Origin of the sequence: Streptomyces sp. NBC_00016 (assembly GCF_045040885.1) — a bacterium.
GTDB classification, from domain to species: Bacteria; Actinomycetota; Actinomycetes; order Streptomycetales; family Streptomycetaceae; genus Streptomyces; species Streptomyces coriariae.
In genome coordinates, this window is record NZ_CP108304.1 from 1 (window position 1) to 26,830 (window position 26,830).

Genomic DNA, 26,830 nt, shown 5'->3' on the forward strand with positions numbered 1-26,830 from the left:
CGGCTCCGCTGACGCTCCGCCAGATTCCCGCGCAAGCGTGGAATCGAATTCCGCAAGCGGAATTCTAGGTGTGTGCCATTCGCGCAAGCGCGAATTGGGGGAATCCCGCAAGCGGGATTCCTGGGGCTGGCAGTAGGGGGGGTGCATCGCGCGCGGGACTGTGTAAGGCTTGGGATTCCCAGCCATCATCCCTGTAAAGGATGTGACGGACCGTCGACTGACGGGGTGCCGGCCTCGTTGTAGTGACGGGTTCCGCTGCGCTCCACCCTGAACCCCTCCCCCATCGTCTGACCGTCCCGGCATGTCCGCCAATGGCCTGTCAGCATACAGGGAAACGGCCGTTCGTGAGTGAGATTGAGTCACTGTGTCACCCTCGGGTGCGAAGTTGGTGTGCGGGTGATGCATCACAAGTTGTGACTGTGTAGAGTCTGGGATCAGATGCTACACCCCTAGCGCTGCGCACCTTACGCCTGGATTCCATTTTTTATTACGCGCTGCATTCCGCGAAAAGGAGAACATGGGGCATGGCCGTGAAGCTGCGTGATCACCAGATCGAGGCCGTTGCCGCCATTGTGCGGGGTCTTGATGTTCCGCCGGGTGGTATTCCCTGGAATGGTCTTCGTGGACAAGTGCACGCCGCGTGTGGGACGGGGAAAACCATCATGGCTGCCGCGTCGGCGAAACGGCTTGTGCCCAGGGGGCGTGTGCTCGTGCTGGTGCCGACGCTGGATCTGCTGGCGCAGACGGTGAGGGCGTGGCACGAGGCCGGGCACAAGGGGCCGGCGGTGGCCGTGTGTTCTCTCCAGGACGACCCGGAGCTGTGGTCGTTGAAGGTGCGCTCCACGACGAACCCGATCCAGTTGGCGCTGTGGCACGGCTCCGGGCCCGTGACCATCTACGCCACCTACGCGTCGCTGGGGGTGCTGGCGGAGGCGTTCGAGGGTGTCTACGGTCAGAAGCTTGATCCAGTAGACCTCGCGGTGGTTGATGAGGCCCACAGGACAAGTGGGTCGATGGGTAAGGCGTGGGCGGATATCCATGACCAGACCGTCATCCCGGCGTACAGGCGGCTGTACCTGACGGCGACGCCGCGAATCTGGGAGGAGCGGCTCAGCCGGGAGGTTGCTGAGGGGGTGCGGGATGCGCTGCCGAGGGAGATGGCGGCCTCCATGGATGACGAGAAGGTCTTCGGCCCCGTCCTGTACAAGCTCTCGCTCGCCTCTGCCGTCTCCCGAGGCTTGCTGGCGCGGTATCAGATCATCGTCCTGGAGCTGAAGGACCCCGTGGTCACCCCCGAACGGCTGATGGGCGAGGAGCGGCGCAGCGAAGAGGTACGCGGTCAGCGGCTGGGAGCCTTGCAGGCCGCGCTCCTGCACACCATGAGCCAGCACAACCTGCAGACGTGCATCACGTTCCATCATCGGACGATCGAGGCGCAGGCGTACGCGGAGGGCCTGGAGCGCGTCGCGGCGAAACTGCACGCCGACCAGCCCGAGACGTACCCCTCTCGGATTTGGGCGGACTGGCTGTGCGGCGAACACGTCCCCGAGCGCCGGCGGGAGGTCCTGGGTTCGTTCGGGTCGACGGCGCAGCGAGCTGTGCTGTCGAACTGTCGTGTTTTGGGCGAGGGTGTCGATATTCGAAGCGTGGATTCGGTTGCCCTACTTGACCCCAAGGGAGCGCCGCACGACATCGTCCAGGCCATCGGCCGGGCACTCCGGCAGAAGCCCGGACAAGGCAAGCTCGCCTCCCTGATCGTGCCCGTCTTCCTACAGCCCGGAGAGCAGCCTGAGGACATGTTCACCTCCGGCTCCTACCGGCCCCTGGTGAAAGTCCTGGAGGGCCTGCGCGCGCACGACGAAGAAGCCGTCGAATTGCTCGCGATCCCGCAGGAGCCGCAGAAAGACGTCGCACAGCCGTCCGTGAACATCGGTGTCGCGCCGGAGGAGGGCGAGGAAGAATCACGTTTGCTGCTCCGTTTTGCCGCCCCCAGGGATCCGGTGATGGTCGCGGAGTGGGTGTCGTTCAATGTGATCGACACCGAACGCCAGGACTGGGCACGCGGCTACGCGGCGCTGCGGCGGTACGTGGAGCGGGTCGGGAACGCTCGGGTGCCCTACGAGCACCGGGAGGGCGCGACACCGCTCGGGCAGTGGGTGGCAGAACAGCGACGGGCGTACGGAGCCGGGCAGATGACCTGCCAGCGCGCCCGCCGGCTCGAGCAACTCGGGATGGTGTGGTCGCCGGCCGATGAACGCTTCCAGGAGAACCTGGCGGCCGCGCGGGTCTACTACGAGCAGGCGTTCAGTCTCTGTGCTCCGCGGACAGCCACGGTGCTGGACCGGCCGTTGGGAATGTGGCTGGCGAACCTCCGACGGCCCGGGGCGCTGGACGGGCACCCGGAATGGGCGGCCGCGCTCGAGGCGATCGACCCGGACTGGAACCCCGCCTGGCCGGCCGACTGGCACCGCCACTACGCCGCCGTGCGCGAGCTGCTGCGCGACGAGACCGGAACGAAGCTCCTGCCGGGCGTCACCGTGGGAGGACAGGACGTCGGACGGTGGCTCCTTCGGCAGCGCCAACCGGGCGTGTGGGCAGGACTCATGGATGGCCAGCGCGAGCTCCTGGAGGAGCTCGGCATCACGCCGCTGGCGCTTGAGCCGGAGACGCCCGGCAAGGCCCCTCGCGGCGGTTCTGACGCCTTTGAGCGGGGTCTGGCGGCGCTGACTCAGTACAAGGACCGCACGGGCACGGTGGGGCCGATCAGCCGCTCCCACATCGAACGGATCGTGATCGACGGTGAGGAACACCCGATCAAGCTGGGAGTGTGGATCATGAACCTCAAGGGGCGCAGGGCGAAACTGCCCGGAGACCGGCTCGCGCAGCTTGCCGCGCTCGGACTCGACTGGGCCACGTGACCTCTGGTCTCCCAATTCGATTGCCGTCGGCGGACGGTGTCCGCCGATACTTCGGCATGAGCAGATTCGCGCAGGTCATCGTGTTGGCTCCGTACGCCGACGAGGTGATGAAACCACTGACACAGCCGGATGACTCGCGCAGCTGGGAGGGTCACTTCGAGCAGCTGGACCTGTTTGTTGGCGCGTGGGTGATCGAGTTCGAGCGGGTGCGTCCGCGTTCAGGTCTGCTCCGGCACCTGGAGTCCCTGGCGTGGCCGTATCCGGAGAGCGTGCAGGTGCTGATCCATGACGAGGACGACCACTGCTTCGGGCTGTGGATGATGCGCGACGGTGTACTGGCCGAACAGCCTGTGCCTGGCCACCGGCGCCTGCACGGGCCGGTGCTGACCATCGGTGAGTACCCGCCGTGCCCGCCGGACCCAGGTGTGCTGTGGCGGACGGAATCGCCTATGCCCACCGGCTTCTCCACTGCCCGCCAGGACATACGCCCCGCCTGGTAGACCCACCAGTCACCGGCCGGAGCTGCCGGCGTGTGGACCATGAATCTCAAGGGACACACCGCCGACAGCTCCAGAATGGGCGCATAAGGGTTAAGGAGTGGGATAAGTTTGTGGTTACGTGGAGTGGAGGTGCAGGGATGGCAACTGAGGAAGAGCTGTTCGCGTCCGTTGATGCTCTGCTGAACGAGGAGCCGCATCTGCCGCCTCCGGCGGAGCGTGCCCGACTGCGTGAGGCTGCCGGCATCACCCAGGCCCGTTTGGCCACCGCGCTGAAGACGACGACCCAGTCGGTGAAGAACTGGGAGAACGGCCGCAGCGAGCCGAAGTCGCCGCGTCTGGATGCCTACCAGCGGCTGCTGGACGGGTGGGCTGCGAAGTACCCGGCCCACGGTGTCGCCGCCGCTGCCGCGACGGCGCCGGCAGCCTCTGGTGAACCGACCGGATCCGCGACAGCAAACGCCCAGCAGACTCACGCCGTTGTGGCTGCGGAAGCACCGCATCCCGCCGCCCCCCGGCCCGCCGCGGCGTCGCGTCGCCCAGGCGTGAAGAAGGCGGCGAGGCCCGCGCTGGACCCGGGTTTCCCGCACGGGCCGCTCGCCGTGCTGGACGGTGACGGCTCCGCCTACGGCATCGACGGGATCGTGCTCGACTGCCCGGCGACAAGCGTGGTGGAGCTGGTGGAGTGGACGTTGCACGAGTCCGGCCTCGGCGCGCCGCGCCTGCACCGCAACGGCAAGGACAGCGACCCGCTGATCGTCCTCACCGGCGCGGCTGCCGTGAAACTCGGACTCCCGGAACGCCTGGAAGGCCACGAGCAGCGCCGATCGCTGCGTCTTCCCGAGGATCATCTGGTGGTCAAGCAGGTGGTGAAGGCGAAGTGGCGGCTCACCCAGCGCGGGTTCGGGCCGTGGGCAAGGATCTACCGCAAAGTCCAGGGGCGCGAGCGGCAGTGCGTGCAGTTGGCGATCCTGTCGTGGGACGCCCTCGATGAGCGGTCCTGGCCCGGGGTGGCGGAGATGGAGCCGGCCGACGTCGCCCGCGTCCTCGGTGTGTACGCGACCCGCGTCATCACCCCGCGCGGGTCGACGGCCGTCTCCGGGCTGGAGCTGATGACGGCGCTGCGCCCGCCCACCCGGGCCATGCGGGACGAAGCAAGCGGTAACTGGGTGCCCGGCCACAACCCCGGCTCGCTGGGGACGGAACCGATGGACCCGGCGCCGCCGGAGGCCACCCCCGAGCACCCCGTCGTCGTCGACAGCGGCTGGAGCGGCGGGTTCCTGAACGAGGAGGCGTACCAGTGGGTGCGCGACGTCAGCCTGCTGACGGATGAGGAATGCACGCTGCCGTACGCGGTGGGCCTGGACCTCAACACCGCGTTCCTTGCCGCCGCGGCCCGCCTGGTCGTCGGCCTTTCCGCCCCGGACCACTTCCACGCCCCGGCGTTCAACCCGAAGATCCCCGGGAGCTGGCTGGTCGACCTGTCCCACATCGAGGTGGACCCGCGCCTGCCCTCGCCGTTCACGCCGGACGGCACCCGGCCGACGGGACCTGCCTGGTATCAGACGCACACCGTCGCCTACGCCCAGGAACTCGGCTCCAACGTGACGCCGATCGAGGCGTATCTGCGCCGGGAGACCGGCGCGTACCTGGACCCGTGGCACGACCGTCTGAAGAACGCCTACGTCGACACCCTCGCCGACCTCGGCGTCACCAAGGACCTGGACGACCGCGCCTTCCTCACCGCGATGGAGCGGCACAAGGACGCCGACCCCGCGATGGCGGCCGTCCTCGCCGCCATCAAGGCCACCGTCAAGGGCGGCATCGGCAAACTCCGCGAGCGCCCCCAGGGCAAGAAGTACAAGGAGGGCGAACGGTGGCCGGCCCTCCAGCGCCCCACCTGGCGCCCCGACATCCGTGCCGCCGTCATCTCCAAGGCGCGGGTCAACATGCACCGCAAGCTCACCAACATGGCCAGGATGACGGGCCTGTACCCGCTCGCCGTGCTCTCCGACTGCGTCGTCTACCCCTCCCCCGGCGCCTCGCCACTGGACTTCCTGCCGTACGCCGCGTCGGGCAAGCCGCAGCCCGGAGGGTTCCGCCTCGGGCCCACGCCCGGCCTGGCCAAGTTGGAAGGCGTCCAGACGATGCTGTGGGCGGTCGACCTGATGGAGCAGGGCCACAACCCCGCCCGCCACATCAAGGGCGGCGACGCCGTCCTGGACGAAGGAGAGTAGGCCGTGGCCGGAGAGATCGACGACGCGATCGAACGGGCCGACCGGGAATCGTTCACCCGCCAGCCGCCGAAGACGCTGAAGGGTCAGATCGGCTACCTGATCAAGCAGTTGGGCAGTGCGAAGGCCGTCGCGCAGGAGATCGGGGTCACCGCCGACTCGGTGAACCGCTACCGGCGCGGTGCCCGCAAGCACGCCCGTGCCGACGTCGCCGCGAAGATCGACGACGCGGTACGGCAACGCTGGCAGCCACTGGTGCGCAAACGCCGACAGAAGCAGGCCGCCACTACCGGTGGGGTGACGGTGGAGACGCGGGCCCGGTTCGGCTACACCGCACCGGTCGGCACCACCGACGACGGACGCTTCCGACGGCTCACCGTGCACCTTCCCCCTGCGTACGCACAACGCCTGTTCGACGCCCGCAACACAGGCGCCAGCGACCGGGAGATGCGAGGGATCATCGCCGAGGGATTCAAAGAGATCTACTTCCAGGACGGCGGAGGCCGCGCCATGGGACTCTCCGACGTCACCCTCAACGACATCGACTACCTCGACCTCGACTACTAACCCCCACACCAACCGGGAGGCCGGACCTGCTCGTCGGGCTCCCGTTCCTCGTCTGTCCGCCCTGCTTGGCGAAAGAGCCGAGGCAGCAGCTTGCGAAGGGGACAGCCCTCTCCCAACCCTCCCGGGGATCCGGTGTGCTTGATCCGCTGGGCATCTGTTGCGAAGGCGCCCGCCCGGGACGGCGAACACGAGACCGTGAGGGAGTGACACATCACCTCGGCCTCCTGCGGCCCGCTCCCCTGCAGGGGGAGACGACCGCGTCGCTGGCGGACCGGGGGCGCGGTCGCCGGGCCGGTGTCGTTCGGCTGCCGCCTGTGCACGGACGTGCGGCTTCTGCCGGAGGTGACCGCTGCGCAGCGGCAGTGGACCGGGGTGGCGCGACGGGCGGTACGGGCCGGGGCCGAGCCGGAGAGGGTGTTCGCGCTGGCGCACGCGGTGGTGGCCCGGTGGTGGGAGCAGGCCCTCAACTGGATCGGGAGGCCGCGGCGCCTGCACCAGGTCGCGGGCGGTAACGCCAGCGGGGATCTGGAGCGGTGGCGGATCGTGGGGCGGGACGCGGTCGTCTTCCCCGAGGTCGTGGCCGTCGCCGGCGCGCTGCTGGACCCGGCCATGTGCCCAGCTGGCGTGGACCGACAGCGGGGCCGGGCGGCCGCGGCCGCTGCCCTCCGACGGGATGTTCTGCCGCCGGCTCGGCGAGCGGGTGGACCGCCCGTGGCTGGGGCCGCTGGCCGCGATCGACTACGGCGGCCCGCTGACCTCCTGGATGGGCAGCGTCATCCGCATCCGCCGCGGCGCCGGCGGACCACCCGGATACGGCAACGCCCCCTGGTGGCTGCGCCAGGAAAACCAGCCCTCCACGATGGCCGGACAACTGCGCGTGCTGGGCAAGGAGAAGAAAGCGCCGGGTTCGGGGACGATGTGGCGCTCGACCGTGCCCGCCGAGCAGCGCGCCCAGATCACCAGTCTCGTCGACGGCGCTCAGGAGCAGCTCATCCAGCTGCGCGGGGCGCAGACCGGTTCGAGTGCGGACGTGGCCCAGCATCTGTTGCGCATCCTCAGCCACAGCGCCGCCCTGCTCGAGAAGGCCCTGCAGCACACTGTCGTGGCGGCCGTGAACGCCGGAGTGCCGCCGCGGGATGTGGCCCCGCCCCCGGCCCGTTGGCGGACCCCTACACCGCCGACACCCAGACACCAGCCCAGGCCTATGACCAGCACAACACCCCTGACCAGCCAAAACACACCCCGGGACCATTAGACGCAGAAGCTACCCACACCCCGGAAATTCGGTGGCAGCGGTGCTTCCACCTGGTCCGGATGCGCCTGGACGCGGGTGAGGCGCTGCCCACCACGGCGGGCGAGGTTCTGCGCCAGGGCGAGGATCTCGGGCGGTGGGTGACGTCGGTGCGGCTCGGGTGGGCTCAGCTCACGACCGTGCAGCAGTGGATGTGCGAGCAGGTCCTCGGGATCAAGCCCGCCAGCGAGGACGAGAAGCCGAGACCTCGCCGTACGCAGGCCGGCAAGTGGGCGGTGAACTACGAGGCCGCCAAGCAGTTCCACGAGCGCGAGGGGCACCTTCAGGTCCCGAGGAAGCACGTCGAGCGGATCGTCGGCGAGGACCAGGAGGAGCGGGAGCTCAAGCTGGGTGGGCGAGGACCAGGAGGAGCGGGAGCTCAAGCTGGGTGCCTGGATCGGGAATCAGCGGAGCAGGGCCGCGACGCTGACGCCGGAGCGGATGGAGCAGCTGGCCGCCATCGGGATGCGGTGGTCCTGACGATGGGCGCGAACGTCTTGGTGGTTGCCGTCGCGGCGCTCGTGGTGGGCTACCTGGTGGGCCGGGTGCGGCCGTGGCTGCGGCTGGGCGACTGGGCTGAGGGTCAGGTGCGGTTCACCGGCGCGTGGGTGCGGGGCGGCGCGGCCCGCCAGGCCGTCGTCGTCCTGGTCCACGTCCTTGTCCGGCCGCGGCCCTTGTCCGGCCGCGCACAGCTGGCGCGGCCCGGGAAGCTGTGTACGGGCGGGGAGCGGGGTCGGCAGGGCACTGGACAGCAGGTCCGAGCACCGACACGATCGCGTTCATGACACCCGGGGATGCCATTGTCGTTACTGCCGACCGGATCGCGGAGCTGCTGGTGGGGGCCGACCCACGCACGCCGCTGCCGGGCGCGGAGTGGACGGTGGGAGAGGCGGCGGCGCACCTCGCGCTGGCGGGGAAACTGATGGCGGACATCGGGGCGGGCGAGGAGCGCCCCTACGGCGATGGGACGCCGAGCGGTCTCGCGGCGGCCAACCGTGCGGCTCTGGCCGTCTTCCCGCAGCGGGATCCGGCGGTCCTCGGTGCGCAGATCGCGGATACCGCCCGAGCCTTCGTTGTGGCCGCGGCCGGCCGCAGTTCGCGCGAGGCGTTGCTGACGCCGATGGGGCCGATGAACCTGGCCGCCCTGGGCTCGTACCTGCTCACGCACCTGCTCGGGCACGGATACGACATCGCGGTCGCGCTGCGCGGGCCCCACATGGTCAACCGGGAAGTGGTCGCGTTCACGCTGCCCTTCATGCGACTGGCCATGCCGCGTGCAGTGAACGCCGGCGCGGCCGGCCACCACGCGTGTTATCTGTTGCGGGTCGGCCGCGACCGCTTCGCCGTCACCTTCGCGGACGGCGTGCCCACGGTCTCCGACACCCCGCCCCGGCGGCCCGACTGCACGATAGCCATCGACCCCGTCGCCTTCCTCCTCCTCGCCCTGGGCCGCTGGACCGCCCCCACCGCCATGGCCCGCGCCAAGGTCGTCGTCTGGGGCCGCAAACCGTGGCTGGGCCTGCGCTTCCCGTTGCTCTTCACAGCGCCGTAGACGAGCGAGCAGGCTGCCGCCGGACGGCCTCTTTGACTCGTCCCCGGGCAAGACGTGACATGCGGCTTCGGGAGGCCGCCAAGGCCGGGAGCATGTCTGCGCTCTGCGACGCGAATCGCTCGGTCGGCTGCTGGATCGTGGTGGTGGCCGGCTTGTCACGGGCCACGTCGTCCCGCACTCCCGCACTCGTTGAGAAACCGATCAGGCTCCCTCGCTGTCAGTTCTGCGCCTGCTCGGCGCCGTCCGCGCCGCCGGGATGCGCGTACGGGTCACCGATCACCGCCGTGGCGGCGTCCAGGACCAGCACGTGGTCGCCACCATCCGCGTCGGCGAGCGGCGGCCGGATCAGCCGGGCGGACAGGGCCGTCCGGCTGATCCGGCCTCGACCGCGCCCTCTACGACCAGGTCGCGCACGGCATGGACGTCTCGATCGTGGCGCCGGAGACGGCATCGCCGACGAACGGCTCTGGGGCGTCCTCGACGACCCTGCTTGGGTGCGCCCGCAGCACTCCGGCGCGGTGCGCTCCCTGGAATCCTCGTCACGGTGCCGAGGGCCGCTCCACGCCGCGCGTCACCTTCCCGGGAGCAAGGGGATCGTCCGGGTGGCCAGCCGACTGCTCGCTGACCGCCACCTCGTCTGCTCACTCCGGCGGGCCGGTGGCCGGATCGTGGTGGCGTGCGATCAGGGCCCAGTTTTCCGTTGATACGAGGGCGCGCACCAAGGGTCGGTGGGACGCCAGCGCATGGGACAGTGCATCGGAGACGGTCACCGGCAATGGCTGTACCCTCTCGCTGTCACCGAACATGAGCTGAATGAGCTGTGTGAGAAACAGCAGGACGCCGTCGTGTGCGTCGCCGGGGACTCGCCGTCTGTCCTGGCCGAAGGCCGTGAGAAGGGCGTGCACGGCCGACACCAGCTGGGGGTGGCGCATGTCCATCAGCAGTCGCGTTCCCCGGAGCGCCCGGTTGTAGAGATCGCCGAGCTCCCTGTCGCTCATGGTCGTGCGATCGGCCAGCAGCAGTTCGAGCAGGTCGTGCGCGAGCGATGAGGCCGGAGCACCGTCGACCGGGCTGAACACAGTCACGGCTTGGCCGAGCCACCGGAATACCGGGTCCAGGGCGTGCCGCATCACCGAGTCATTGGTTCCGCCGGACACGGCTGTCTTGTGCCACAGCTCATCCCAGTACGACCGTGACCAGCCTGTGCCTTCGCTGCCTCGCGGGTAGCGGAAGTGCCAGTTCATGTCGAGCGGCTGCGGTGGGGTGCCTGGCTCGGAGCGAAGCGATATCTCCAGGGCCCGGCCCTCGTCGTCCCACGTGTGATGCACGTCGACGGAGAGAGCGAAGTCCGTCCACTGGCTCTCGTTCATCGCCGAGCGCCACAGCAGGCAGTGCCGGTGCCAGGCACCCGGCGGGTCAGCGGAGTCTGGGAACAGCTCGGCGGCGGTGCAACGCTCGGCGAACAGCACCGTCAGGAGGACGAGGTTGGAGCCGTACAGGCCGTGGCGTGTCGTGGTGCGCAGTAGGGCGGGCCGGTAGGTCGGGTACTGGTCTGCGGTGCGCGTCGTGTGCTGGGTCAGGGCCTGGATGAGGGTCCGGGTCAGCCGGCGCCGTTCCGGCGCGGACAGTCTGCCGGTGAGCGACCGCGCGAAGCGCAGCATCTGCCGGGACGCCAGGGAGGTGTAGGAGAGCAGTGCGTAGGCGAGGTCGTCGTCGATGCGGGTGTCCCCGAGGGAAAGCGTGGGGCGGGGTGCGAGCAGGTCGGTGAGCAGGTGCAGGGTGAGGCGTATGGCCAGATACTCGCCGAAGGTCGCGTGCAGGAACTCGTAGGTGGCCAGTACCTGGCCGTCGCGTACGGACTGGGCTCGCTGGACGAAGAAGAAGCGGCCGAGGGCCGTTTCGGCGGCGGTGAGCGGGGTGCGGAATCCCGGTGGTCGCACGGGCTGTCTGCCCAGTACGGCGTTGAGGTCCTGTTCGAGTTCGTCGGCCGACACCCACTGGCGGCCCCGGTTCAGCTGGGCGAAGGCCACGAGTGACAGACGTTGCAGTTCCTGCTCGACGAGGGCGGCCGTGTCCGCGTCGGGGAGGGCATGGAGTGTCGTCTTTCCGACCTCGCGCCGGGCGAAGGAGGACAGCAGCTGCTCGTACAACTCGGTGACGTCGAAGTCGTCGGCGCGCCGCAGAGCGCCCTCGGCTGCGTCGTACAGTGCGAGCATCGTCAACAGCAGTGGCTGGATGGCGAGTTCGGCGTGCCGTTCGAGGTGCTGCCAGGTGAGCGGGCCGCGGCGGTGCGCCGAGAATCCGACCGTGTTGGCTTCGTTCCACACGGCCAGCCAGGTCGTGATCTGCTCGGTGCGGAAGGGTTCCAGGCGTAGGACGACCATGCCGGTGGGGTATCGGGCGCGGTCGGCCACGGAGGTCCGGCTCGTCACCAACGCGAGCACGGGCCGCCCCTGATCCGCCTCACGCTGCTGGAACTGGGAGACGCGTTCCAGGAAGTTGGTCTGGTGGACGCCGGTCGTCTGCAGCAACTCGTCGAAGCCGTCCAGGAGCAGAACGGGGGTACTGCCGCCCGCCGCGCGCACCAATTCCGGCCAGCTGACCCGTTCGCCGGTGGAGGCGCGGATCGCCTGTTCGATCTGGTCCTGCAGTTCGTCCTCCACCCGGACGTCCCGCAGCGGCACGCGCACGGGGAGGAAACCGACGGAGGGGAGCCGTGCGGCGAGCACCCGGGTGAGGGCTGATTTGCCGGCGCCGGGCTGGCCCAGGATCAGCAGGGGGGCCTCGGCGAGGTGGGGAGAGGTGAGGGCCCCCGCCAGGTAGCGGGTGAGGTCTCGGCGGAGGGGCAATCGGCCCCACCATTCGTGGTCGGCGGGTGCGGCCTGTCCGGAGACGGCACTGACACGGAAGTCCGGGTCGAGGTAGAGGTCCTGAAGGGTGGGGATCCTGATGCCGTCCGGCGCCGACGCGGCGTCCAGCACTGGGTGAGCGAGCGCCGCCCGGTGTGCGCGCGCCAGCGCGGAGGCCACGTCGACCGGCGGGCGCAGCGCCTCGGCGGTGCGGGTGAGGAGGGTCTCGATCCCGGACAGGGCACGGCCGACGTCTGTGTGGATCGCCTGCTGCGCCACGTGTGTGACCCAGAAGCCGAATTCGGGCGCCGCCTTGGCAAGCTCGACGTAGAGACTCTGGTATCGGGCAAGAGCTGCGTGCGGCAGGTCATCGATGAGAGCCGCATGGGTCCGAAGGCGCTGCACCGCGTCCAGGTGCTCCCAAAGAGCAAGGCCTTGCAGGAAGTCGAAGAACCTGCGGGCGTACTCCGCGTAACTCCCGAGCAGCATCGCGGTGAGTGCGGAGGGCCGTATGTGCGGTGCCGGGCAGGGCAGGTCCGTGGCGAGCAGCAATGACACCAGGTCCGGCATCCGCGGGGTCGAGCCTGATTCCGTTCGGGCGAGGGCGAGTTGCTCGTCGCGGGTCAATCGCACCTCGGCGAGGGTGAACGGAAGCTCCACCTCCTCCATCGCCTCGAAGAAGGCCACCACGACGATGACCGTGTGCGCCGCGCGCAGCACATCGGTCCGCTCCGCACGTGCCTGGGTACGGTGCAGACGGGCGCCGACGCCGCGGAGCGCGTCGCGTCCGAGGCCGAGGAGGCGTCCGTTGGCGTCGGCCATGCCGATCACCGTGCCGCTGACCCCGGCGGTCGCCAGATTCAACGCCCCACCGAGCGCCCGATCCAACGCCGCCAGCCGCGGCGGCTCGGCACCGAGAAGCACCAGCGCGTCGGCGAACGCCAGGAGTCTGCGTGCCACCATTCCCTCACTCCCGTTTCTGTACAGGCTCGGCCGCGGCTGACGCTACCGTGCGCCGTTGGTCCCGTCGGGGGGATTGCACAGGACGCGGAGGACCGCGAAGCGGGGTGCTCAGCATTGGCTGCGGCGTCCACCGTCCGAGCACATCGGCACTGCAGGACGAAGAACAGGAAGCACAGGAAGCGCGGCTCGGTCGCCATAGCTGCTTCGGGGAGCAGCTCGCGGGCGGCTACGTCAGGCTCCGGCTCGCTGATGACCGTGATCCGGAAACCACCGGCCCCGGTGAATACCTCGTCCACGGCCACGCACCATAGCGCTCGCCTCCGACAGCCTCTCCGCCGTCACCGCCGTGTCCCACCGGTCCACGTCCGACCGGTACTCCTGCTGCCCGACTCGGCCGGGCCAGTCTTCCTGTCGGGAAGCAGGGCTCGCCGATTCGACGGGCCGGAAAGCTGGAGCCGGGCGGCCGCAGACGAGTCCCTGAACGCGATCGACACCGTCGCCGGGGCGCTGTCCGCGCGTCGGGCCGGGCGTCGCGGCCGCCCTCGCGCCGGTGACGGCTGGCGCCGCCAATGCACGCCGACAGCTCGGACTCGGCAACGACGAAAGCGCGGCGGCCACGGTGGAGGTGCCGGGCCTCCCTGCGTTCCGCACAGCGTTCCCGGCGGCGGGGGATGGGGTCTGGGGTCTGGGGGATCCGTACGGACGGCTGGCCGGAGGCGCGCAAGGTTGTTCATCGCGTGCATGGGCGCAGGCGGACAGGAGGATTCGGGTGGGCGCCGGGCGCTCAGCCCACCTTGCGCCCCCGCATCGGCTCGGTGGCCTCGCCCTCACCGGCCCGCAGTCCCAGGAGGAACTCTTCCAGCACCTCCGGCGCCGTGTGCTGCGGATGCCAGCCCAGCTCGACGCGGGCACGCGTGCAGTCCATCAGAGGGAGCCTGAGCACCGCGTCGAAGAGGTGCGGGGAGGACGGGAGGAGGCGCAGACCCCAGGCGGCAGCAATCGCCGATCGGGCCACCGTCCGGGGCAGGCGCACCGGACGGGCGTCGAACATCTCGCCGAGCAGCTCCGCGTCGAGGGCCGGCTCGGCGGCCAGGTTGAAGGGGCCGCGCACCTCGGTACGCAGCGCGAGCCGGTACGCCTCGGCCGCGTCGTCGGTGTGCAGCGCCTGGACGCGCAGTCCCGGAATGTCCGGCAGGAACGGCAGCAGTTCGGGGCGGGCGACCGGGCCGGGCAGGAACCGGCCGCCGAAGATGCGCCGCTGCTCGCTCGCCGACTGCCGCTTGAACAGGAACGCGGGCCGCATCCGCACCACCCGGATCCCGGGGTGGTCGCGCTCGAAGGTGTCCAGGGTCCGCTCGAGGTAGGCCTTCTCCCGGCAGTACGCGGCGTCCGGCCAGCCGTGCGTGGGCCAGGACTCGTCCACCGCGTGGTCCTTCGGTCCCGGCGAGTACGCGCCCACCGAGGACGCGTGCACGAGGACGGGCACCCGCGCGGCGGCCACGGCCTCGAAGACCCGGATGCTGCCCAAAACGTTCGTACGCCAGGTCGCCGCCGGATCGTGGGTCGGCTGGAACGCCCAGGCCAGGTGCACGACCGCGTCCGCGTCGACGAAGGCGGCGGCGAGATCGGCCCGGTCCGAGGCCAGGTCGACGGCCGTCCACTCGGTCTTCCGCGGCGACCAGTCCGGGATCCGCCGGGAGAGACCCCTTACCGAGGCCACGTCCGGGTCCTCCGAGAGAAGCCGCACCACGCTCGTGCCGACATTTCCGGTGGCACCCGTGACGACGACCTTGCTGCCCGTTGCGCTGCTCACCCTCGGCTCCTCTCGCCGGTCCTCGCAGGGACCGGCCGAGTACCCCGGCCCCGCCGGGCGCACGCGGGGCCCGCCCGGTGCGCCGGCCTGCGCGGCTGGGCCGCGCAGGGTGTTCACACCGGTCAGCCGTGCCGACAGCCCCCACAGCCGGGCCGCCTGATCCGGGTCCGTCGCCCAGTCCCTTCACGCCGGCCCGCTCGCCGTCCGTCGGGGCGGGCTCGGCGACGTGTCCGAGGAGGAGATCAAGGGCGCGCTCGCCCTGATGGAGTCGATGTCCCGCGACGACCTCGAAGGGGACGACTTCAAGGACCCCTACACCGAAGCCATGGACAAGATCATCGAAGCAAAACGGGGCAATCGGCGAGCAGGGCGCCGACTGTGACGCGGCCGCTCCTGCGGCTACGACAGCAGGACGGTGATCTCGCCGGACGGCCTTGCGGGCGGTGCGGCCGACACTGAGGAGGCTGGCCGACGCTGGGCCGGTCCAGTCGAGATGTGATCGCCGTGTTTCACGTTGGCTGTGCCGGGGCGCGCGCACCGATACTGGCTCGGACGATCTCAGGCGGGGGCAGTGGTGGAGTGGTGGCTTGGGCTGGGCGGGCTGACTGCGGGATTGCTGATAGCGGTGGTGACCGCGCCGGTCGGGGTGTCGGGAGCGGTGTTCCTTCTCCCCGTCCAGTTGAGCGTGTTCGCGGTGCCCAGCCCTACTGTCACGCCGACGAACCTTCTCTTCAACGTCGTCGCCGGTCCCGGATCGCTGTGGCGCCACCGCGCAACCGGCGCCGTGCGCGGCCCGCTCACCCGGCGTCTGCTCCTGGGCACCCTGCCGGGTGTGGTCATCGGTGCGGCCGTGCGGGTCTTCGCCCTCCCCGGCCCGGTCGTCTTCCGGTTGCTCATCGCCGGATTCCTGCTCCCTCTCGGGCTGTGGCTGTGTGCCCGCACCCTTTGTCGGCCACACGGCCGGCCCGCCGCCGAACCCTCCGACCGGACGGTCATCGCCCTCGCCGTGGCCGTGGGTGTCGTCGGCGGGATCTACGGCATCGGTGGCGGTTCCCTCCTCGGTCCGGTCCTCGTCGGCCGGGGTATGCCCGTCGCCCGTGTCGCCCCCGCCGCGCTCGCCGCCACCTTCGCGACCTCACTCGTCGGTGCCACCACCTTCGCGCTGCTCTCCCTGACCGGGCGAGGGAACATCTCACCCGACTGGTACCTGGGTGTGTCCTGCGGCCTCGGCGGACTCATCGGCGGATACCTCGGCGCCCGACTCCAGCCTCGCATCCCGGAAACCGCACTGCGCCTCCTGCTGGGCGCGCTGGCCGCCGCCATCGGCACCCTCTACGCCGTCCAGACCCTCACCTGAGCAAAGGGTCGGGGGAACAACCAGCCGTGCACACGTGGGCGCCCGGTCCGGTACCGAGGCCCTGGAGTGAGCGGGAGGGGTCAAGGAGCAGCAGTCGCAGCCGGGACGGCAGCCGCACGCGTCCAGCTCGGCGGACGGCACCGCCGCGGCCGTGGGGCGCAACAGCCCTTGCCCTGCCGGGCGTCGCGGCCCTCCTTCACCACGATGGCGGCGATCACGAGGGCGGCGGACGGGTAAGCGCACAGCGGCGTCTGCTTGGAGTCGGCGACCGCGGAGGCAGCGCCGAGTTCGCGTCCGGCCTTGCGTTAAGCGGCAGAGAGAGACGGCGTGATCGCCAGTGACAAGGCGACGACGATGCCGGGGATGGAAGGTTCGGCCTCGGCGGTGCCGGTGAGCGCGCGGACGGCGTCGACGGCGACAGGGGCGGCGAGCGCGAAGAACGACACCGCGATGATCCGCAGGGTGCGCTGCTCGCGTACTTCGCGGACTGTGTGGTCGCGGGCGGAGAACTGCCGGGCGACCGCGGCGGCGGAGGAGACCTCGATGACCGAGTCGAGGCCGAAGCCGATCAGCGCGGTGGAGGAGGCGATCGTGCCGGCAGTGAGGCAGGGCAACGTCACCGACCGCTGGGAGGACACGGCGGGACAACGCCTGCGGCCCCGGCCTGCCGTAGGGATTGCCCACCCATTTCCGGGCTGCGTACTCGGCTCGGCCTCTACTGGTAGGCCTGGTTCAGCGCCCAGATCGCCCAGACGATCACGGCCAGCGACAGCACAACCGCCGCCCCGCCGAGTGCGACTCCCACCCGCGCCCAGGAGGGCGCCGCCTCCTCCTGGCCCCGCGCCCTGTGCAGCACGACGAGGCCGGAGACGACCGCACCGATCCCCGTGGGCACGATGAAGTACACGGGAAAGAAGCGGAACCAGGGCGGGACCCAGGCAGGCAGAAACGGGCACATCATCATCGCGACGGCGGCAGCGCCCAGCACAAACGATGTCGCACCCCGCTCCTGCTGACGCTCCGTCAGCCCTTCACTCGACCCGACTGTCTGCTCAACAGAACTCATGCTCCGGATGCTAGGCAGCGGGCACCGTGCTCCGCTTGGGCGCGAGTACCTAGATCGTCCTGAGTAGCCCGCAGTCGACGATGCCCGGTCAGCGTTGGGCGCACCGGCGTGCGGCGGGCGGGGTTGAGGCCCTGTTCCATCAGGGCGACCGTCGGGGCGTACTCACGGGCGGCTACCCGAGCCAGAGGATGTCCAGGACGGACAGGCGCCGGGTCAGCCGGTTGATCACGTGGACGACGGACAGCTGTCCGATGGAGGCGGCGCGGACGGCCTCACCTTCCGGGTCGCCGGCGTTCCACTGAAGTCAGCCCCACGGGGAACGCCGGGCGAACACGCGGCGAGCGTTGCCGGACAGGCCACAAAGGTGCTCACCCGAGCTCCCCGCGCCCGCCAACGAGATGGTCCGCGACGTCCTGGACATCGCCCCGGTGCGTGCCCGCGGCCTCGACCGTAGGAGCGCCCGCGCAGGGGAGGGAGAGGAAGGTTCATCCATGGATCGGCGGTCTCTGCCTCGTGAAGCAGCCCCGCGCAGCGGATCCGGTGTCGTGGGCGGTGGAGGTGGCGGCGATGGTGACGTCGATGCCGAGGCGGTCGGCGTCGGATAAGGCGACGTCGAGCACGGTAACGGAGCCGCCCGGCGCATCCCTGATGCAGGGGGCCTATCGGTCCGCGGCCGCCTGGAACAGGTGAACACCGATCTGTGTCGATGACCTGCCCCGCCTATCACTAGCCTGTTTGCCGACCTGTGGCGAATCCCCCACCACTCCGGCTCCCATTTCTCTGACCCGCGTGAATGCCCGTTTTCAGGCAATCGATACGCCTGTCCGGGCGAGACATGTGCCGATCCGTCATGTTGCGGAGGTGACACAGCGTCGGTTGCCTCAGCAGTGATGCACAATTCAGGCTTAACGCAATAGAACGGACAATGCTGCGCTGGAGGGGTTCTTGTGGGCAATACACGTGTTGGCCTCAGTATCGGCCTGATGGCCGGTTTCCTAGCTCTTCAGATTCCAGTCGCCGCTGCCGCCGGTGACTCAGGTCTCGACATTCGCCCGCAGCTAACCTCCCACGGCTCCACGGTCACCGTCAGCACCACCGCATGCGGTGCGGACGTGACCTACGGCAAGGGCGAGTCCGAGGCGGCAGGGGCGTTCCACCTGTACGAAGGCGAGAGCAAGGGCGTACTCACCGGCGAGTTCACCGTGCCGGAAGGATCTTCGCCCGGTACCGACACCGTAACCGTCAAATGCCCGCCGCGGACCAGGATCACGGACTCGTACCAGCTCCCAACACGCCAGCCTGACGGTGCCGTCGAGGCCGGTTTCGGAGACACAGGAAGGGAAGCCCCGCAGCTCGCTCTGGGCGCGGCGCTGGTCGCCGCAGCCGCTGCCGGGGGGCTGGTGAGGATGCGCCGCCGCTCGAACCGAAACTGACTGCCTCTGCCCCACCGGCTCCCCCGGCCGGCTCCCGAGGCCTCCCTGGTCCCGGAAGCCGCCGGGAACCGATCGCCTCCCCTCTCCCCCGCTGCAGGCAAAGAACCCACCGCGATGGCCTCCAGGCGTACCACCGACTCTCCCTCATCCCCGTTCATCCCTTCGGCCAGGTCTTTGGCCTGGACGCTCGTGGCGGGGACCTTGCTGTTGGCCGGCGCGGTACACGACGAGCAGCCACCACAGCCTTCCGCCGGCCAGGCACTCTCTCCACTGCCAGGTGCCTCGGTCCACCGCACCGCCGCCCCAGCCGGCCCCGCCGTGTCCCCGCTCCCGCCCGCGGAACCGCTCTGGCTCCGGATCCCCGCCATCAACGTGAACACCCCCGTCACCAAGCTGCACCTCGACTCATCGGGGGCGCTCGAGCCCCCGCCCGCCGACGACCCCAACCGCGCCGGCTGGTACAGCGAGGGCACGGCACCAGGATCTGCCGGGACAGCCGTCACCGCGGGCCACGTGGACCTGCCCACCGGCAACGCGGGCGTCTTCTACGAACTCGGCGCCCTGACCAAGGGCAACACCATCGAGATCGACCGGGCGGACCGGCGCACAGCCGTATTCACCGTCGACGCCCTCGAGGTCTACGACAAGGAACGCTTCCCGAGCAAGAAGGTGTACGGCATCTCCGAGCGCGCCGAACTACGGGTGATCACCTGCGGCGGGGGCTACGCCAAGCACACCGGATACCAGGGCAACCTCGTGGTCTACGCGACACTCACCGCGGTCAGATGAGGCCATCGCTCGGCGTCAGTCCGGCACAGCCGCTGCCTCCTGAGCTGCTCCACCAGCGCCAACCAGGAGCCGACAGGTTGGACACACGCGTCGTTGGACTGCCGGGGGGACTGTCCAATCAACGGCTCTGTCTCACATCCAGTGGCGACGGAAAGTCATGGCGGCGACGAATAGACCACGCACCATGAAGGGATCATGGACGAGTGACGTCGACCGAAGCAGCAGCAATCGCTCTACAGGACCATGCCGCTCTCTGGAGCATGGGGGAAATCCGCGCGAGCGACGTGGTGAATGCCGCCTGTGATGCGCTCGTCGCCGGACTCGACGCCCCCGGCCTTCGAATGCTCGCCGCCTGCACGCGCGCCGAGGCGGATTACGACGTCCACGGCCTGCTTCCCGCAGCACTCGGAGAACTCGGCCTCTCCTTCTATCCAGTCGGCGGCGAGGCCGGTCAGGAAGCCGCCGCCCGAGCCCTCGCACGCCGCATGCTCGCCGGAGAGCTCACGCCTCGGGAGTTCACCTTCCGGATTCATCAGCGCCACGGACATGAGCTGCCCCTGACCGAGCGCCTCGCTGAGCTCGACGACGAGTACGGCATCCTCGAATACGGCGATAGGACCGTGGACCAGGTCAATGCCGAGGTCACCGCCGAAGCCCGCCGCCTCGCAGCCCACCCCACGGTTCCCGCCGAACCCACGGATTCGCCCAGCTGATGCACACCGACCGACCCGCGAGTTCCCGCTGAACAGACTCGGTTTCCCTGAACCCACGGGCCTCCATCGCTGGTAGGAACATCGGTACAGCGGTTATCGGTGAGAATGATCATGTCCGTGTAGCACAGTGATCCATTTCGCCGCTGGGGTTCGGTGAAACGCTTCCGGGCTTGCTCCGGGGCTGACTACGGTCCGGCTCGTACCGGTGGAATTTTTGAGCGATGAACAGGCCGTTATCTGGATTTCTTACGCTCGGCTGGCGTGATGAGCTGGTCCTTTGTGTGGCTGACAGTGTCAGCAACCTCTCCTAGAGTTGCTCAGTGTCACCGGAGCCGATCCGGCTGGCACTGCACGCATGGGAGGCCCCACCCGCATGACCACCTCGTCGTCCGAGCGACCCCTCACCTACGCTGAAGACCTCCGGCCCGAGGACGTTCACGCCCTGGAGACATTCCTCAACGTCCAGTTGGGGCGGGTGTACGAGGAGGTCGGCGAGACTGGTGAGACGTCCTTCGCGATGCGGTCTCTGCTCATCCTGGTCTGCGACTCGGCCGGGCTCCTGCACACGCTGCTCGCGGTGGAGCAGCCGGAGATGTGGCAGCGGGCCGCGATCGTGCGCGAGTGGCAGCGGCTACGCAGTACGGCCCACGAGTTCAACCACTGCGAGGGCTATGACCATGACCGCTGGTGGAACCAGGTACGGCACTTCGACGCCGCCGACGAGACCGCCGAACAGGACCGGATTCGCCGCTTCGCCGATGTCGGGCCTTACCCCGAGTCTGGTCACTGACCGCGTGGGGCGGGGATGCCTCGGCGAAGGTCGCGGAGCTGACCGAGAGCCATGGCGAGTTCGTTGCGGAGCCGTTCGTTCTCTTCGTTCAGTTTCCGGTTGGAGTCGCGCAGCGCTCGCACCACCGTCTCGTGGGACTTGGTGGTGATCCGCTGGTGGTCTGGCAGAGCGGGTCGGCCCGTGGCGGGTTGCTTGCTCGCGAGGTCGCGCAGCCTGGCCAGCAGCAAGGCCTGGGCTTCGTCGTAGAGAAAAGTGCGGGATACACCGGCCCGGGAGGCGACCCCGGCGACGGTGACCGGGCCGCCGTCGCGCTCCAGGCTGTTCAGGACTGCTTGGACGCGTTCAATGCAGTCCAGACGGCGCTGTTGAGCGGCTTCGGCCAGATGGGCCGAGTTGTCAGCCCGCATCAGATGTCCTCTCGGTCTCGTGGCGGACGGCTTCGCTGCCGGCCGGTGGCGGGGAACAGCTCGTCGTGTTCCTGGTCGGTGATGCTCGCGATGACATGCTCGACGGCGGTGGCGAGTCGCTCGTTGATGCCGGCAGCGCGAGGACGCTCCGCTGCCGTGGCGCTGATCTGCAGTTCGCGTGTGCGGGCGAGGGTGTCGCGGTGGATCGGCAGGAACTGCCGATCGGTTTGGAAGTCTTCGCAGAAGTAGCAGCCGTCGGCGGCGGTCTTCGGGCAGGGACGCGCGATGTGCCGTCCGCACCAGCCGCCGGCCACCGCGTGGAGCCGACGCCCGATCTTCTCGGCGAGCCACTCGACGCCGGCCAGGTCGGCGTCGCGGTGGACCTTGACAGCCTCGCCCTTGAGGTTGAAGCGGACCTCGTACTTCTCCTCGTACTCACGGCGAAGCGTGTCGTCCGCGATGCGCGAGTAGTGCTCCTGCATCGCCCACGAGGTGTGACCGAGGACCTCGCGGATGGTGCGTCCGGACACGCCCGCGTTCGCCATTCTGGTGCCCAGGGTGTGCCGGAACTGATGCCAGTTCACGATGGCGGCGTCGCCGTGGGAGTCGATGAGGCGAATGCGCTTCCGCCAGGCGTCGAAGCGGGTGTCGACCGTGCCGTAGGGCATCGGATACTTCCCGTCCGGGTTGCCGCTGACCTTGGGGAACAGCCAGTGGCAGCCGTCGCGGAAGCGTTCCCGGACGCGTCCGTGCTGCCCGCGGATAGCGTCCACCACCACGCGTGAGGCGGGGATGGCGCGGAAGCTCTTGTCCTTGTTCTTGTAGTGGACCAGGGCCCATCGGCCCGACGGGGTCTTCTTCAGACAGTCGGTCTTCAAAGTGAGTGCCTCGCCGATGCGGAGCCCCTCGTCGCGGCAGATCAACACCAGCGTGCGGGTCTCGGGATCGAGTAAGGCGAGGTTCTCCTCGGACTCGATCTGCTCCATCAGGTACTCGTCGATGAAGTTGGCCTTCAGCCCGCGCTGGCGCGGGTACTCGTCCCGATGGATCCGGGCATCGGGTGGCAGCACGGGCTGCCAGCCGTAGCGGCGCCACGTTTCGAGCATGGTGGAGATCACCGACAGCAGGCGGATGCGGCTGCCGGGGCTCACCGGCTGCCCGTAGTGGGGTCCCTTCTTCTCCACCGTCCTGCGGCCGACCCAGCCGATGTACGACTCCAGCAGTGCACGGTCCAGGACTGCCGGGTCGTTCTGCTGGGCGGGGCGGCTTTCGGCGATGAACCGGGAGAAAACAACGACGTCGTGGATGTTGCGCGCGACCGAGCGCAGTTCCGTGCGCGCGAGCCGCAGCCGCATGTACCCCTTGGTCCTCTCCCGTAGCCAGGGCTGGGTGATGCCGGTGAAGTCCAGTGAGTTGTGTTCATCTTGAACGTGCAGGTCACGGGGGTGGCATGGGTGGGTGAGGTCATGCTCGTGCTGGTCGGCGGCGGTTGTCTGCGGTGAAGATCGTCGGTCAGCGGGCGATCTCGTGCCAGTTGACGACCATCAGCGCGCGGACGAGCCGGGTTGCCCTTGAAAAGGGATTAGTTCTTCAGGTGTGCGAAGGCGTGTTCGCAGACGGCTCGTTCTGCGGCGATCAGCTGGTTGACCTGCTTCTTCGCGGGCGGGAGCTTCTTGGGCGTGGTCATCTGGTGGTCTTCCGGTTCCGAAGGGCTGCCGCGGTGAAGCGCGTCATTCCTCGGCCGGGGTGGAGGCTCGGGGAAGGCGTAGCTGGAAGCATGCTCCGAGGGGCCGGGGGGTGAGGGTGAGGGTGCCTCGGTGACGGTGGGCCAGGTCGCGGGCGATGGCGAGGCCCAGGCCGGTGCCGCCGTGGTCGCGGGAGCGGGCGTCGTCGAGCCGGACGAAGCGTTCGAAGATGCGCTCGGCGTCCTCGGTGGGCACGCCCGGTCCGTCGTCGTGCACCGTGAGGACGACCCAGGCGTCCTGGTTTCGGATGGTGATCTGGATGCGGTGTGCGGCGTGGCGGGCGGCGTTGTCGATGAGGTTGCGCAGCAGTCGTTCGTATTCGTCCGGGTTTCCGCGTGCGTGTGCGGGGGCGGTGCTGTCGCAGGTGAGGGTCAACGGCCGTTCGGTGAGGGGGTATTGCTCGGTCAGCCGGGAGGCGAGGGCTGTCAGGTCGACGGTTTCGGGGCCGGCTATGAGGGTGCGGGTGTCTAGGCGGGCCAGGAGCAGCAGGTCTTCGGCGAGGGCCTGGAGGCGGCGGGTCTGTCGTGCGGCGGTGGTGGCCGCGGCGGGCCAGTCGGTGCGTTCCGGGTAGGCGAGCGCGACTTCCAGGCTGGCCAGCAGTGTGGTGAGGGGGCTGCGTAGTTCGTGGGCGGCGTCCGCGACGAAGCGGCGTTGCTGGGCGGCGGCGTCGTCGAGGCGCTGGAGGGTGCTGTTGATGGTGGTGGCCAGGGCGGTGATCTCGTGTCCCGTGGCGGGGACGGTGACGCGTTCGCGGGGGTCGCTCGCGGTGACCGAGGCGGTGAGGACGCGGATGGCTTCGACCGGCCGCAGCGCGATTCGGACGGCGAAGTAGGCGGCGGCGATCAGTACGAGGCTCACGAGCCCGGCCCGCAGCAGCAGGAGGTCGGTGGTCTCGGTGATTGCCTCGGCTGTGTGCGGGAGCACCACCACATATACCCGCAGGTTGGCGTCGGCGGTGACGCCCAGAGCAGCGGCTTTGTCATCGCCCAGAACATCGGCCGGGATATTGGCCGTGATGACCTGATTGGTCCCGCCGGCCACAGAGGATTTGTCATGGGGGTCGTAGTCGGGGTTCGCAGGCAGGCGAACGGTAGTAATGAGCTCGGCCCTCAAGGCTTTCGGCGGGGCGGGCATCACGTGGTGGGTGCCGGGAGCGAAGTCGTCCATGCCTCCGCCGTAGGCGACAGCGGTGCGCCGACCGGTCGCGACGACCTCGTACGGCACAGTGCTTATGGAGTCAGGAATGACACCCTGTTGCAACTTGTCACAGAGAGACCAGAGTTGTTCCTTGGCTTGGTCTTCGGCGATCTGCGTGCTCTGGCGGTAGACGTCGTGGTGCAGCCACCAGCCGATGCCGACCAGGATGACGGCGGCGGCCGAGGCAGCGGCCAGGGCCGCGCGGGCCCGTACCGAACGCGGCCACCAACGGCGCCGCGGCTCAGTCGCGTTCACGGTCGTCCACCAGCCGGTAACCGGTACCCCGTACGGTCTGCAGGGACCGTCGGCCGAACGCGGAGTCCACCTTCTTGCGCAGTGCGCTGACGCGAGCCTCCACCAGGTTGGGATCCAGGGCTTCCTCGGGCCACGCGTGATAGAGCAGATCCGATTTGGAGACCGCCTGACCCGCCCGGCGGGCCAGCAGCTCCAGCACGGCGAACTCCCTGGGCGTGAGTTCCACCCGGGCCCCGGCCCGGCGGCAGACCCGGCCGGCGACATCCAACGAGAGGTCGCCCACAGCAAGGACGGGCGGGGCGACCGTGGCGGCCCGTCTGACCAGCGCTCGCAGCCGTGCGACGAGCACCACGTAGGAGAAGGGTTTGGCCAGGTAGTCGTCGGCCCCCGTGTCCAGGGCCTCTGCCTGATCCCACTCCCCGTCCTTGGCGGTGAGTACCAGGATGGGGGTCGCGTTGCCCTCCCGGCGCAACTGGGCGCAGACCTTGTAGCCGTTGAGTCCGGGCAGCATCAAGTCCAGTACGACAAGGGCGTATTCGCCGGTCCGGGCCATCCACAGTCCCTGCCGGCCGTCATGGGCGAGGTCGACGCTGTAGCCCTCGGCGGTCAGACCGGTGTGCAGGGTGTGGGCAAGGTCCACCTCGTCTTCGACCACCAGGATGCGCATGCGGTGCAGCCTCGCACAGCGCCGGCCCGCCTTCCTGATCGGCTGGTCAGGTTGGGTCAGCCTCCGGTCAACGAGGTCCGGGCACGCTGGCGGAGTTTCTTCGCCACTGCTGAAAGGCCCTGTCGCCGATGTCCGTTGATGAACGTGTCCCCGTCGCGGCCCAGACGGTTTCCCCTCCTGTGCCCGCCCGTCGACAAACACCGGGCCCGGCCAAGGCCGTTGTCGTCCTCGCGCCCTTGGCACTGACCATCGCTCTGGGGCTCTGGGGTATCCGCAGGAAGAACACCATGTGGGGGGACGAGTCCGTCACCTATCAGCTCGCGCACCGCGATCTTTCGCAGATATGGCTCACCGCCCAGCATGTTGATCTGGTTCATGCCCTCTACTACGCCGTGATGCACGAGATCTTCGGTCTCTTCGGCGGAGGGCTGCTGACGTTGCGGCTGCCGTCCGTGCTGGCGATGTCCGTGGCGGCGAGCGGAGTCGGGCTTCTGGCGCTACGCCTAGCGGGACCCCGTGCCGGGCTGGTGGCCGGGCTGGTGTTCCCGCTCCTTCCCCAGGTACAGAAGTACGCGCAGGAAGGCCGCTCGTATGCCATGGTCTGTGCCCTGCTCACTTGGGCCACCTATGCGCTCGTGGTCAGCGTCCCGCATCGCGCCCGGTGGCGGTGGGCGGTCTATGGCTCCACCATGCTGCTGGCCTGTCTGCTCCATGAGTTCGCGGTCCTCGCCCTGGTTGCACACGGCGTCACACTGGTCGTGTCCCGTGTTCCACGACCGGTGCTGAGGGCGTGGAGTGTGGCTGCCGCGGGCGTTGTGGCCGGGCTGTTGCCGCTGGCAATCTGCAGTGCGGGGCAGTCGGAGCAGGTGTCCTGGATCGGCGGACCGGTGCGGCCTGGTTATTTCCTGGTGGTGGCGGTCGTGGGCGTGGCGTGTGCCCTGGCGCCCCTGAGGGTGAGGGGGCCTGTGCGGCTTTCCGCGCTGGCTGTGCCGATTCTTGCGCTTCCGGGCCTTCTGCTGCTGATCGCCTCACTGGTCAAGCCCCTTTTCGTCGACCGGTATGTGCTCTACAGCAATATCGGAGTCGCCTTGCTGCTGGGTGCCTGGATGGATTACTTCCTCCGGCGGCAGCGGTCTTCCCGCTACGTGTGGATCGCGGCGGTTGCCGTACTGGCCGCGCTCGTCCAGCCGAGCCTTTCGCTGAGGACGCCCCAGGGCCGGAGCAATGACGTCACCGCCATCGGCGCCACCGTACGCAAGGAAGGCCGTCCCGGCGACGGGCTGCTCTATCTCTCCGGCCAGCACCGGATCTTGACTGCGGCCAACCCCGAGGACACCCGTTTCCTGACAGATCTCGCCCTGGCACAGGACCCCGTTTCGTCGAACACACTTGCAGGTGTCGAGTTTCCCGCCCAGGAAATTGCGGCACGCATGCTGGAATTCGACCGGATCGTCGTGGTCCGCGCGGCGGGTACGCACTCGACCAACCCGCAGGAGGAAGCGAAAACAAGCACCCTGCGGCGCCACTTCCGCGCGTACGGAACAACCCACGTCAACGGGGCGCGAGTCACCGTCTATGTCCGAGACCACGACCCGTCTCGGAAGGCCGGTCCTGGGTCCAACAGCCCGAGAGAGAGCGGTGGGGTGATGAGGTGACCGCGACTGGTGCCGGCCGGCCAGCACCACCGCCGTCACGCTGTCCCGACCCGGAAGCCATAGACCTCGGCT

Annotated in this window: 22 protein-coding genes and 2 pseudogenes; 15 read left to right on the forward strand and 9 right to left on the reverse strand. The window is 69.2% G+C overall.

Going from position 1 to position 26,830, the window contains the following annotated elements:
- Positions 1-524 precede the first annotated feature (524 nt).
- The 8 genes from OG933_RS00005 (at position 525) to OG933_RS00040 (ending at position 9,059) form a co-directional block, all read left to right on the forward strand.
- Positions 525-2,918: a Helicase associated domain protein gene (locus OG933_RS00005; protein WP_405624693.1), complete on the forward strand. Its 2,394-nt coding sequence runs from the start codon at positions 525-527 to the stop codon at positions 2,916-2,918.
- Entirely contained in the window at positions 2,915-3,418 is a 504-nt protein-coding gene (locus tag OG933_RS00010; protein WP_405624694.1) for a hypothetical protein, read from the forward strand. The genes OG933_RS00005 and OG933_RS00010 overlap by 4 nt, the downstream gene beginning before the upstream one ends.
- A gap of 137 nt (positions 3,419-3,555) precedes the next feature.
- Positions 3,556-5,652 carry a telomere-associated protein Tap gene (gene tap / locus OG933_RS00015; RefSeq protein ID WP_405624695.1) on the forward strand — a complete coding sequence of 699 codons (2,097 nt, stop codon included), beginning with the start codon at positions 3,556-3,558 and terminating at the stop codon, positions 5,650-5,652.
- A 3-nt stretch (positions 5,653-5,655) separates the two neighbouring features.
- Positions 5,656-6,216: a telomere-protecting terminal protein Tpg gene (tpg, locus tag OG933_RS00020; protein WP_362533219.1), complete on the forward strand. Its 561-nt coding sequence runs from the start codon at positions 5,656-5,658 to the stop codon at positions 6,214-6,216.
- A 673-nt stretch (positions 6,217-6,889) separates the two neighbouring features.
- Positions 6,890-7,471 carry a hypothetical protein gene (locus OG933_RS00025; protein WP_331739654.1) on the forward strand — a complete coding sequence of 194 codons (582 nt, stop codon included), beginning with the start codon at positions 6,890-6,892 and terminating at the stop codon, positions 7,469-7,471.
- A gap of 387 nt (positions 7,472-7,858) precedes the next feature.
- Positions 7,859-7,987: a helicase associated domain-containing protein gene (locus OG933_RS00030; RefSeq protein WP_405624696.1), complete on the forward strand. Its 129-nt coding sequence runs from the start codon at positions 7,859-7,861 to the stop codon at positions 7,985-7,987.
- 2 nt (positions 7,988-7,989) lie between these two features.
- Positions 7,990-8,292, forward strand: coding sequence for a hypothetical protein (locus OG933_RS00035; RefSeq protein WP_331739657.1), 303 nt, complete (start codon positions 7,990-7,992; stop codon positions 8,290-8,292).
- Positions 8,289-9,059 (forward strand): maleylpyruvate isomerase family mycothiol-dependent enzyme, encoded by a 771-nt coding sequence (locus OG933_RS00040; RefSeq protein WP_405624697.1) that lies wholly within the window; start codon positions 8,289-8,291, stop codon positions 9,057-9,059. The genes OG933_RS00035 and OG933_RS00040 overlap by 4 nt, the downstream gene beginning before the upstream one ends.
- A 641-nt stretch (positions 9,060-9,700) precedes the next feature.
- Here OG933_RS00040 and OG933_RS00045 read toward each other — a convergent pair.
- From OG933_RS00045 to OG933_RS00055, 3 genes and pseudogenes are all read right to left on the reverse strand, one after another.
- The gene (locus OG933_RS00045; protein ID WP_405624698.1) at positions 9,701-12,871 is read right to left on the reverse strand and encodes an NACHT domain-containing protein; all 3,171 of its coding nucleotides are present in this window, start codon (positions 12,869-12,871) and stop codon (positions 9,701-9,703) included.
- A 149-nt stretch (positions 12,872-13,020) separates the two neighbouring features.
- A pseudogene (locus OG933_RS00050) lies at positions 13,021-13,170 on the reverse strand (SAM-dependent methyltransferase); the annotation flags it as partial.
- 485 nt (positions 13,171-13,655) lie between these two features.
- Complete coding sequence (locus tag OG933_RS00055; RefSeq protein ID WP_405624699.1) at positions 13,656-14,684, reverse strand: SDR family oxidoreductase; 1,029 nt, start codon at positions 14,682-14,684, stop codon at positions 13,656-13,658.
- 226 nt (positions 14,685-14,910) lie between these two features.
- On the opposite strand from OG933_RS00055, the gene OG933_RS00060 reads away from it, so the two are divergent.
- Positions 14,911-15,066, forward strand: coding sequence for a hypothetical protein (locus OG933_RS00060; protein WP_331739663.1), 156 nt, complete (start codon positions 14,911-14,913; stop codon positions 15,064-15,066).
- A gap of 192 nt (positions 15,067-15,258) precedes the next feature.
- Entirely contained in the window at positions 15,259-16,041 is a 783-nt protein-coding gene (locus OG933_RS00065; RefSeq protein WP_331740754.1) for a sulfite exporter TauE/SafE family protein, read from the forward strand.
- Positions 16,042-16,125: 84 nt separating this feature from the next.
- Here the strand turns inward: OG933_RS00065 and OG933_RS00070 are convergent.
- Positions 16,126-16,718: pseudogene (locus OG933_RS00070) on the reverse strand (hypothetical protein); the annotation flags it as partial.
- A 38-nt stretch (positions 16,719-16,756) separates the two neighbouring features.
- Entirely contained in the window at positions 16,757-17,107 is a 351-nt protein-coding gene (locus OG933_RS00075) for a hypothetical protein (RefSeq protein ID WP_331739665.1), read from the reverse strand.
- 983 nt (positions 17,108-18,090) lie between these two features.
- Here OG933_RS00075 and OG933_RS00080 point away from each other — a divergent pair.
- From OG933_RS00080 to OG933_RS00095, 4 genes are all read left to right on the forward strand, one after another.
- On the forward strand, positions 18,091-18,540 hold the full coding sequence (locus OG933_RS00080) for a sortase (protein WP_405624700.1): 450 nt from the start codon (positions 18,091-18,093) through the stop codon (positions 18,538-18,540).
- Positions 18,541-18,654: 114 nt separating this feature from the next.
- Positions 18,655-19,329: a class F sortase gene (locus tag OG933_RS00085; RefSeq protein ID WP_405624701.1), complete on the forward strand. Its 675-nt coding sequence runs from the start codon at positions 18,655-18,657 to the stop codon at positions 19,327-19,329.
- 203 nt (positions 19,330-19,532) lie between these two features.
- The gene (locus OG933_RS00090; RefSeq protein WP_405624702.1) at positions 19,533-20,042 is read left to right on the forward strand and encodes a hypothetical protein; all 510 of its coding nucleotides are present in this window, start codon (positions 19,533-19,535) and stop codon (positions 20,040-20,042) included.
- A 373-nt stretch (positions 20,043-20,415) separates the two neighbouring features.
- Positions 20,416-20,832 carry a hypothetical protein gene (locus tag OG933_RS00095; RefSeq protein WP_405624703.1) on the forward strand — a complete coding sequence of 139 codons (417 nt, stop codon included), beginning with the start codon at positions 20,416-20,418 and terminating at the stop codon, positions 20,830-20,832.
- Here OG933_RS00095 and OG933_RS00100 read toward each other — a convergent pair.
- The 4 genes from OG933_RS00100 to OG933_RS00115 all read right to left on the reverse strand — a co-directional run bounded on the left by OG933_RS00100 (position 20,826) and on the right by OG933_RS00115 (position 25,103).
- The gene (locus OG933_RS00100; RefSeq protein WP_362533170.1) at positions 20,826-21,239 is read right to left on the reverse strand and encodes a DUF6262 family protein; all 414 of its coding nucleotides are present in this window, start codon (positions 21,237-21,239) and stop codon (positions 20,826-20,828) included. The genes OG933_RS00095 and OG933_RS00100 overlap by 7 nt on opposite strands.
- Entirely contained in the window at positions 21,239-22,594 is a 1,356-nt protein-coding gene (locus OG933_RS00105; protein WP_405624704.1) for a tyrosine-type recombinase/integrase, read from the reverse strand. Before OG933_RS00105 ends, OG933_RS00100 begins: the two co-directional genes overlap by 1 nt.
- A 375-nt stretch (positions 22,595-22,969) precedes the next feature.
- Positions 22,970-24,436 carry a sensor histidine kinase gene (locus tag OG933_RS00110; protein WP_405624705.1) on the reverse strand — a complete coding sequence of 489 codons (1,467 nt, stop codon included), beginning with the start codon at positions 24,434-24,436 and terminating at the stop codon, positions 22,970-22,972.
- Positions 24,423-25,103: a response regulator transcription factor gene (locus OG933_RS00115; protein WP_327187359.1), complete on the reverse strand. Its 681-nt coding sequence runs from the start codon at positions 25,101-25,103 to the stop codon at positions 24,423-24,425. The genes OG933_RS00110 and OG933_RS00115 overlap by 14 nt, the downstream gene beginning before the upstream one ends.
- A gap of 128 nt (positions 25,104-25,231) precedes the next feature.
- On the opposite strand from OG933_RS00115, the gene OG933_RS00120 reads away from it, so the two are divergent.
- Positions 25,232-26,758, forward strand: coding sequence for a hypothetical protein (locus OG933_RS00120; RefSeq protein WP_405624706.1), 1,527 nt, complete (start codon positions 25,232-25,234; stop codon positions 26,756-26,758).
- The last annotated feature ends 72 nt before the right edge of the window (positions 26,759-26,830 follow it).

Excerpts from the sequence above, each read along its gene's own strand:
- OG933_RS00105 (WP_405624704.1), bottom strand. The coding sequence starts at position 22,594 with ATGCGGCTGCGGCTCGCGCGCACGGAACTGCGCTCGGTCGCGCGCAAC.
- OG933_RS00075 (WP_331739665.1), bottom strand. The coding sequence starts at position 17,107 with ATGAGTTCTGTTGAGCAGACAGTCGGGTCGAGTGAAGGGCTGACGGAG.
- OG933_RS00040 (WP_405624697.1), top strand. The coding sequence starts at position 8,289 with ATGACACCCGGGGATGCCATTGTCGTTACTGCCGACCGGATCGCGGAG.
- OG933_RS00120 (WP_405624706.1), top strand. The coding sequence starts at position 25,232 with ATGTCCGTTGATGAACGTGTCCCCGTCGCGGCCCAGACGGTTTCCCCT.
- OG933_RS00005 (WP_405624693.1), top strand. The coding sequence starts at position 525 with ATGGCCGTGAAGCTGCGTGATCACCAGATCGAGGCCGTTGCCGCCATT.
- OG933_RS00095 (WP_405624703.1), top strand. The coding sequence starts at position 20,416 with ATGACCACCTCGTCGTCCGAGCGACCCCTCACCTACGCTGAAGACCTC.
- OG933_RS00085 (WP_405624701.1), top strand. The coding sequence starts at position 18,655 with ATGGCCTCCAGGCGTACCACCGACTCTCCCTCATCCCCGTTCATCCCT.
- tap (WP_405624695.1), top strand. The coding sequence starts at position 3,556 with ATGGCAACTGAGGAAGAGCTGTTCGCGTCCGTTGATGCTCTGCTGAAC.
- OG933_RS00035 (WP_331739657.1), top strand. The coding sequence starts at position 7,990 with ATGGGCGCGAACGTCTTGGTGGTTGCCGTCGCGGCGCTCGTGGTGGGC.
- OG933_RS00100 (WP_362533170.1), bottom strand. The coding sequence starts at position 21,239 with ATGCGGGCTGACAACTCGGCCCATCTGGCCGAAGCCGCTCAACAGCGC.
- OG933_RS00115 (WP_327187359.1), bottom strand. The coding sequence starts at position 25,103 with ATGCGCATCCTGGTGGTCGAAGACGAGGTGGACCTTGCCCACACCCTG.
- OG933_RS00045 (WP_405624698.1), bottom strand. The coding sequence starts at position 12,871 with ATGGTGGCACGCAGACTCCTGGCGTTCGCCGACGCGCTGGTGCTTCTC.
- OG933_RS00025 (WP_331739654.1), top strand. The coding sequence starts at position 6,890 with ATGTTCTGCCGCCGGCTCGGCGAGCGGGTGGACCGCCCGTGGCTGGGG.
- OG933_RS00080 (WP_405624700.1), top strand. The coding sequence starts at position 18,091 with ATGGCCGGTTTCCTAGCTCTTCAGATTCCAGTCGCCGCTGCCGCCGGT.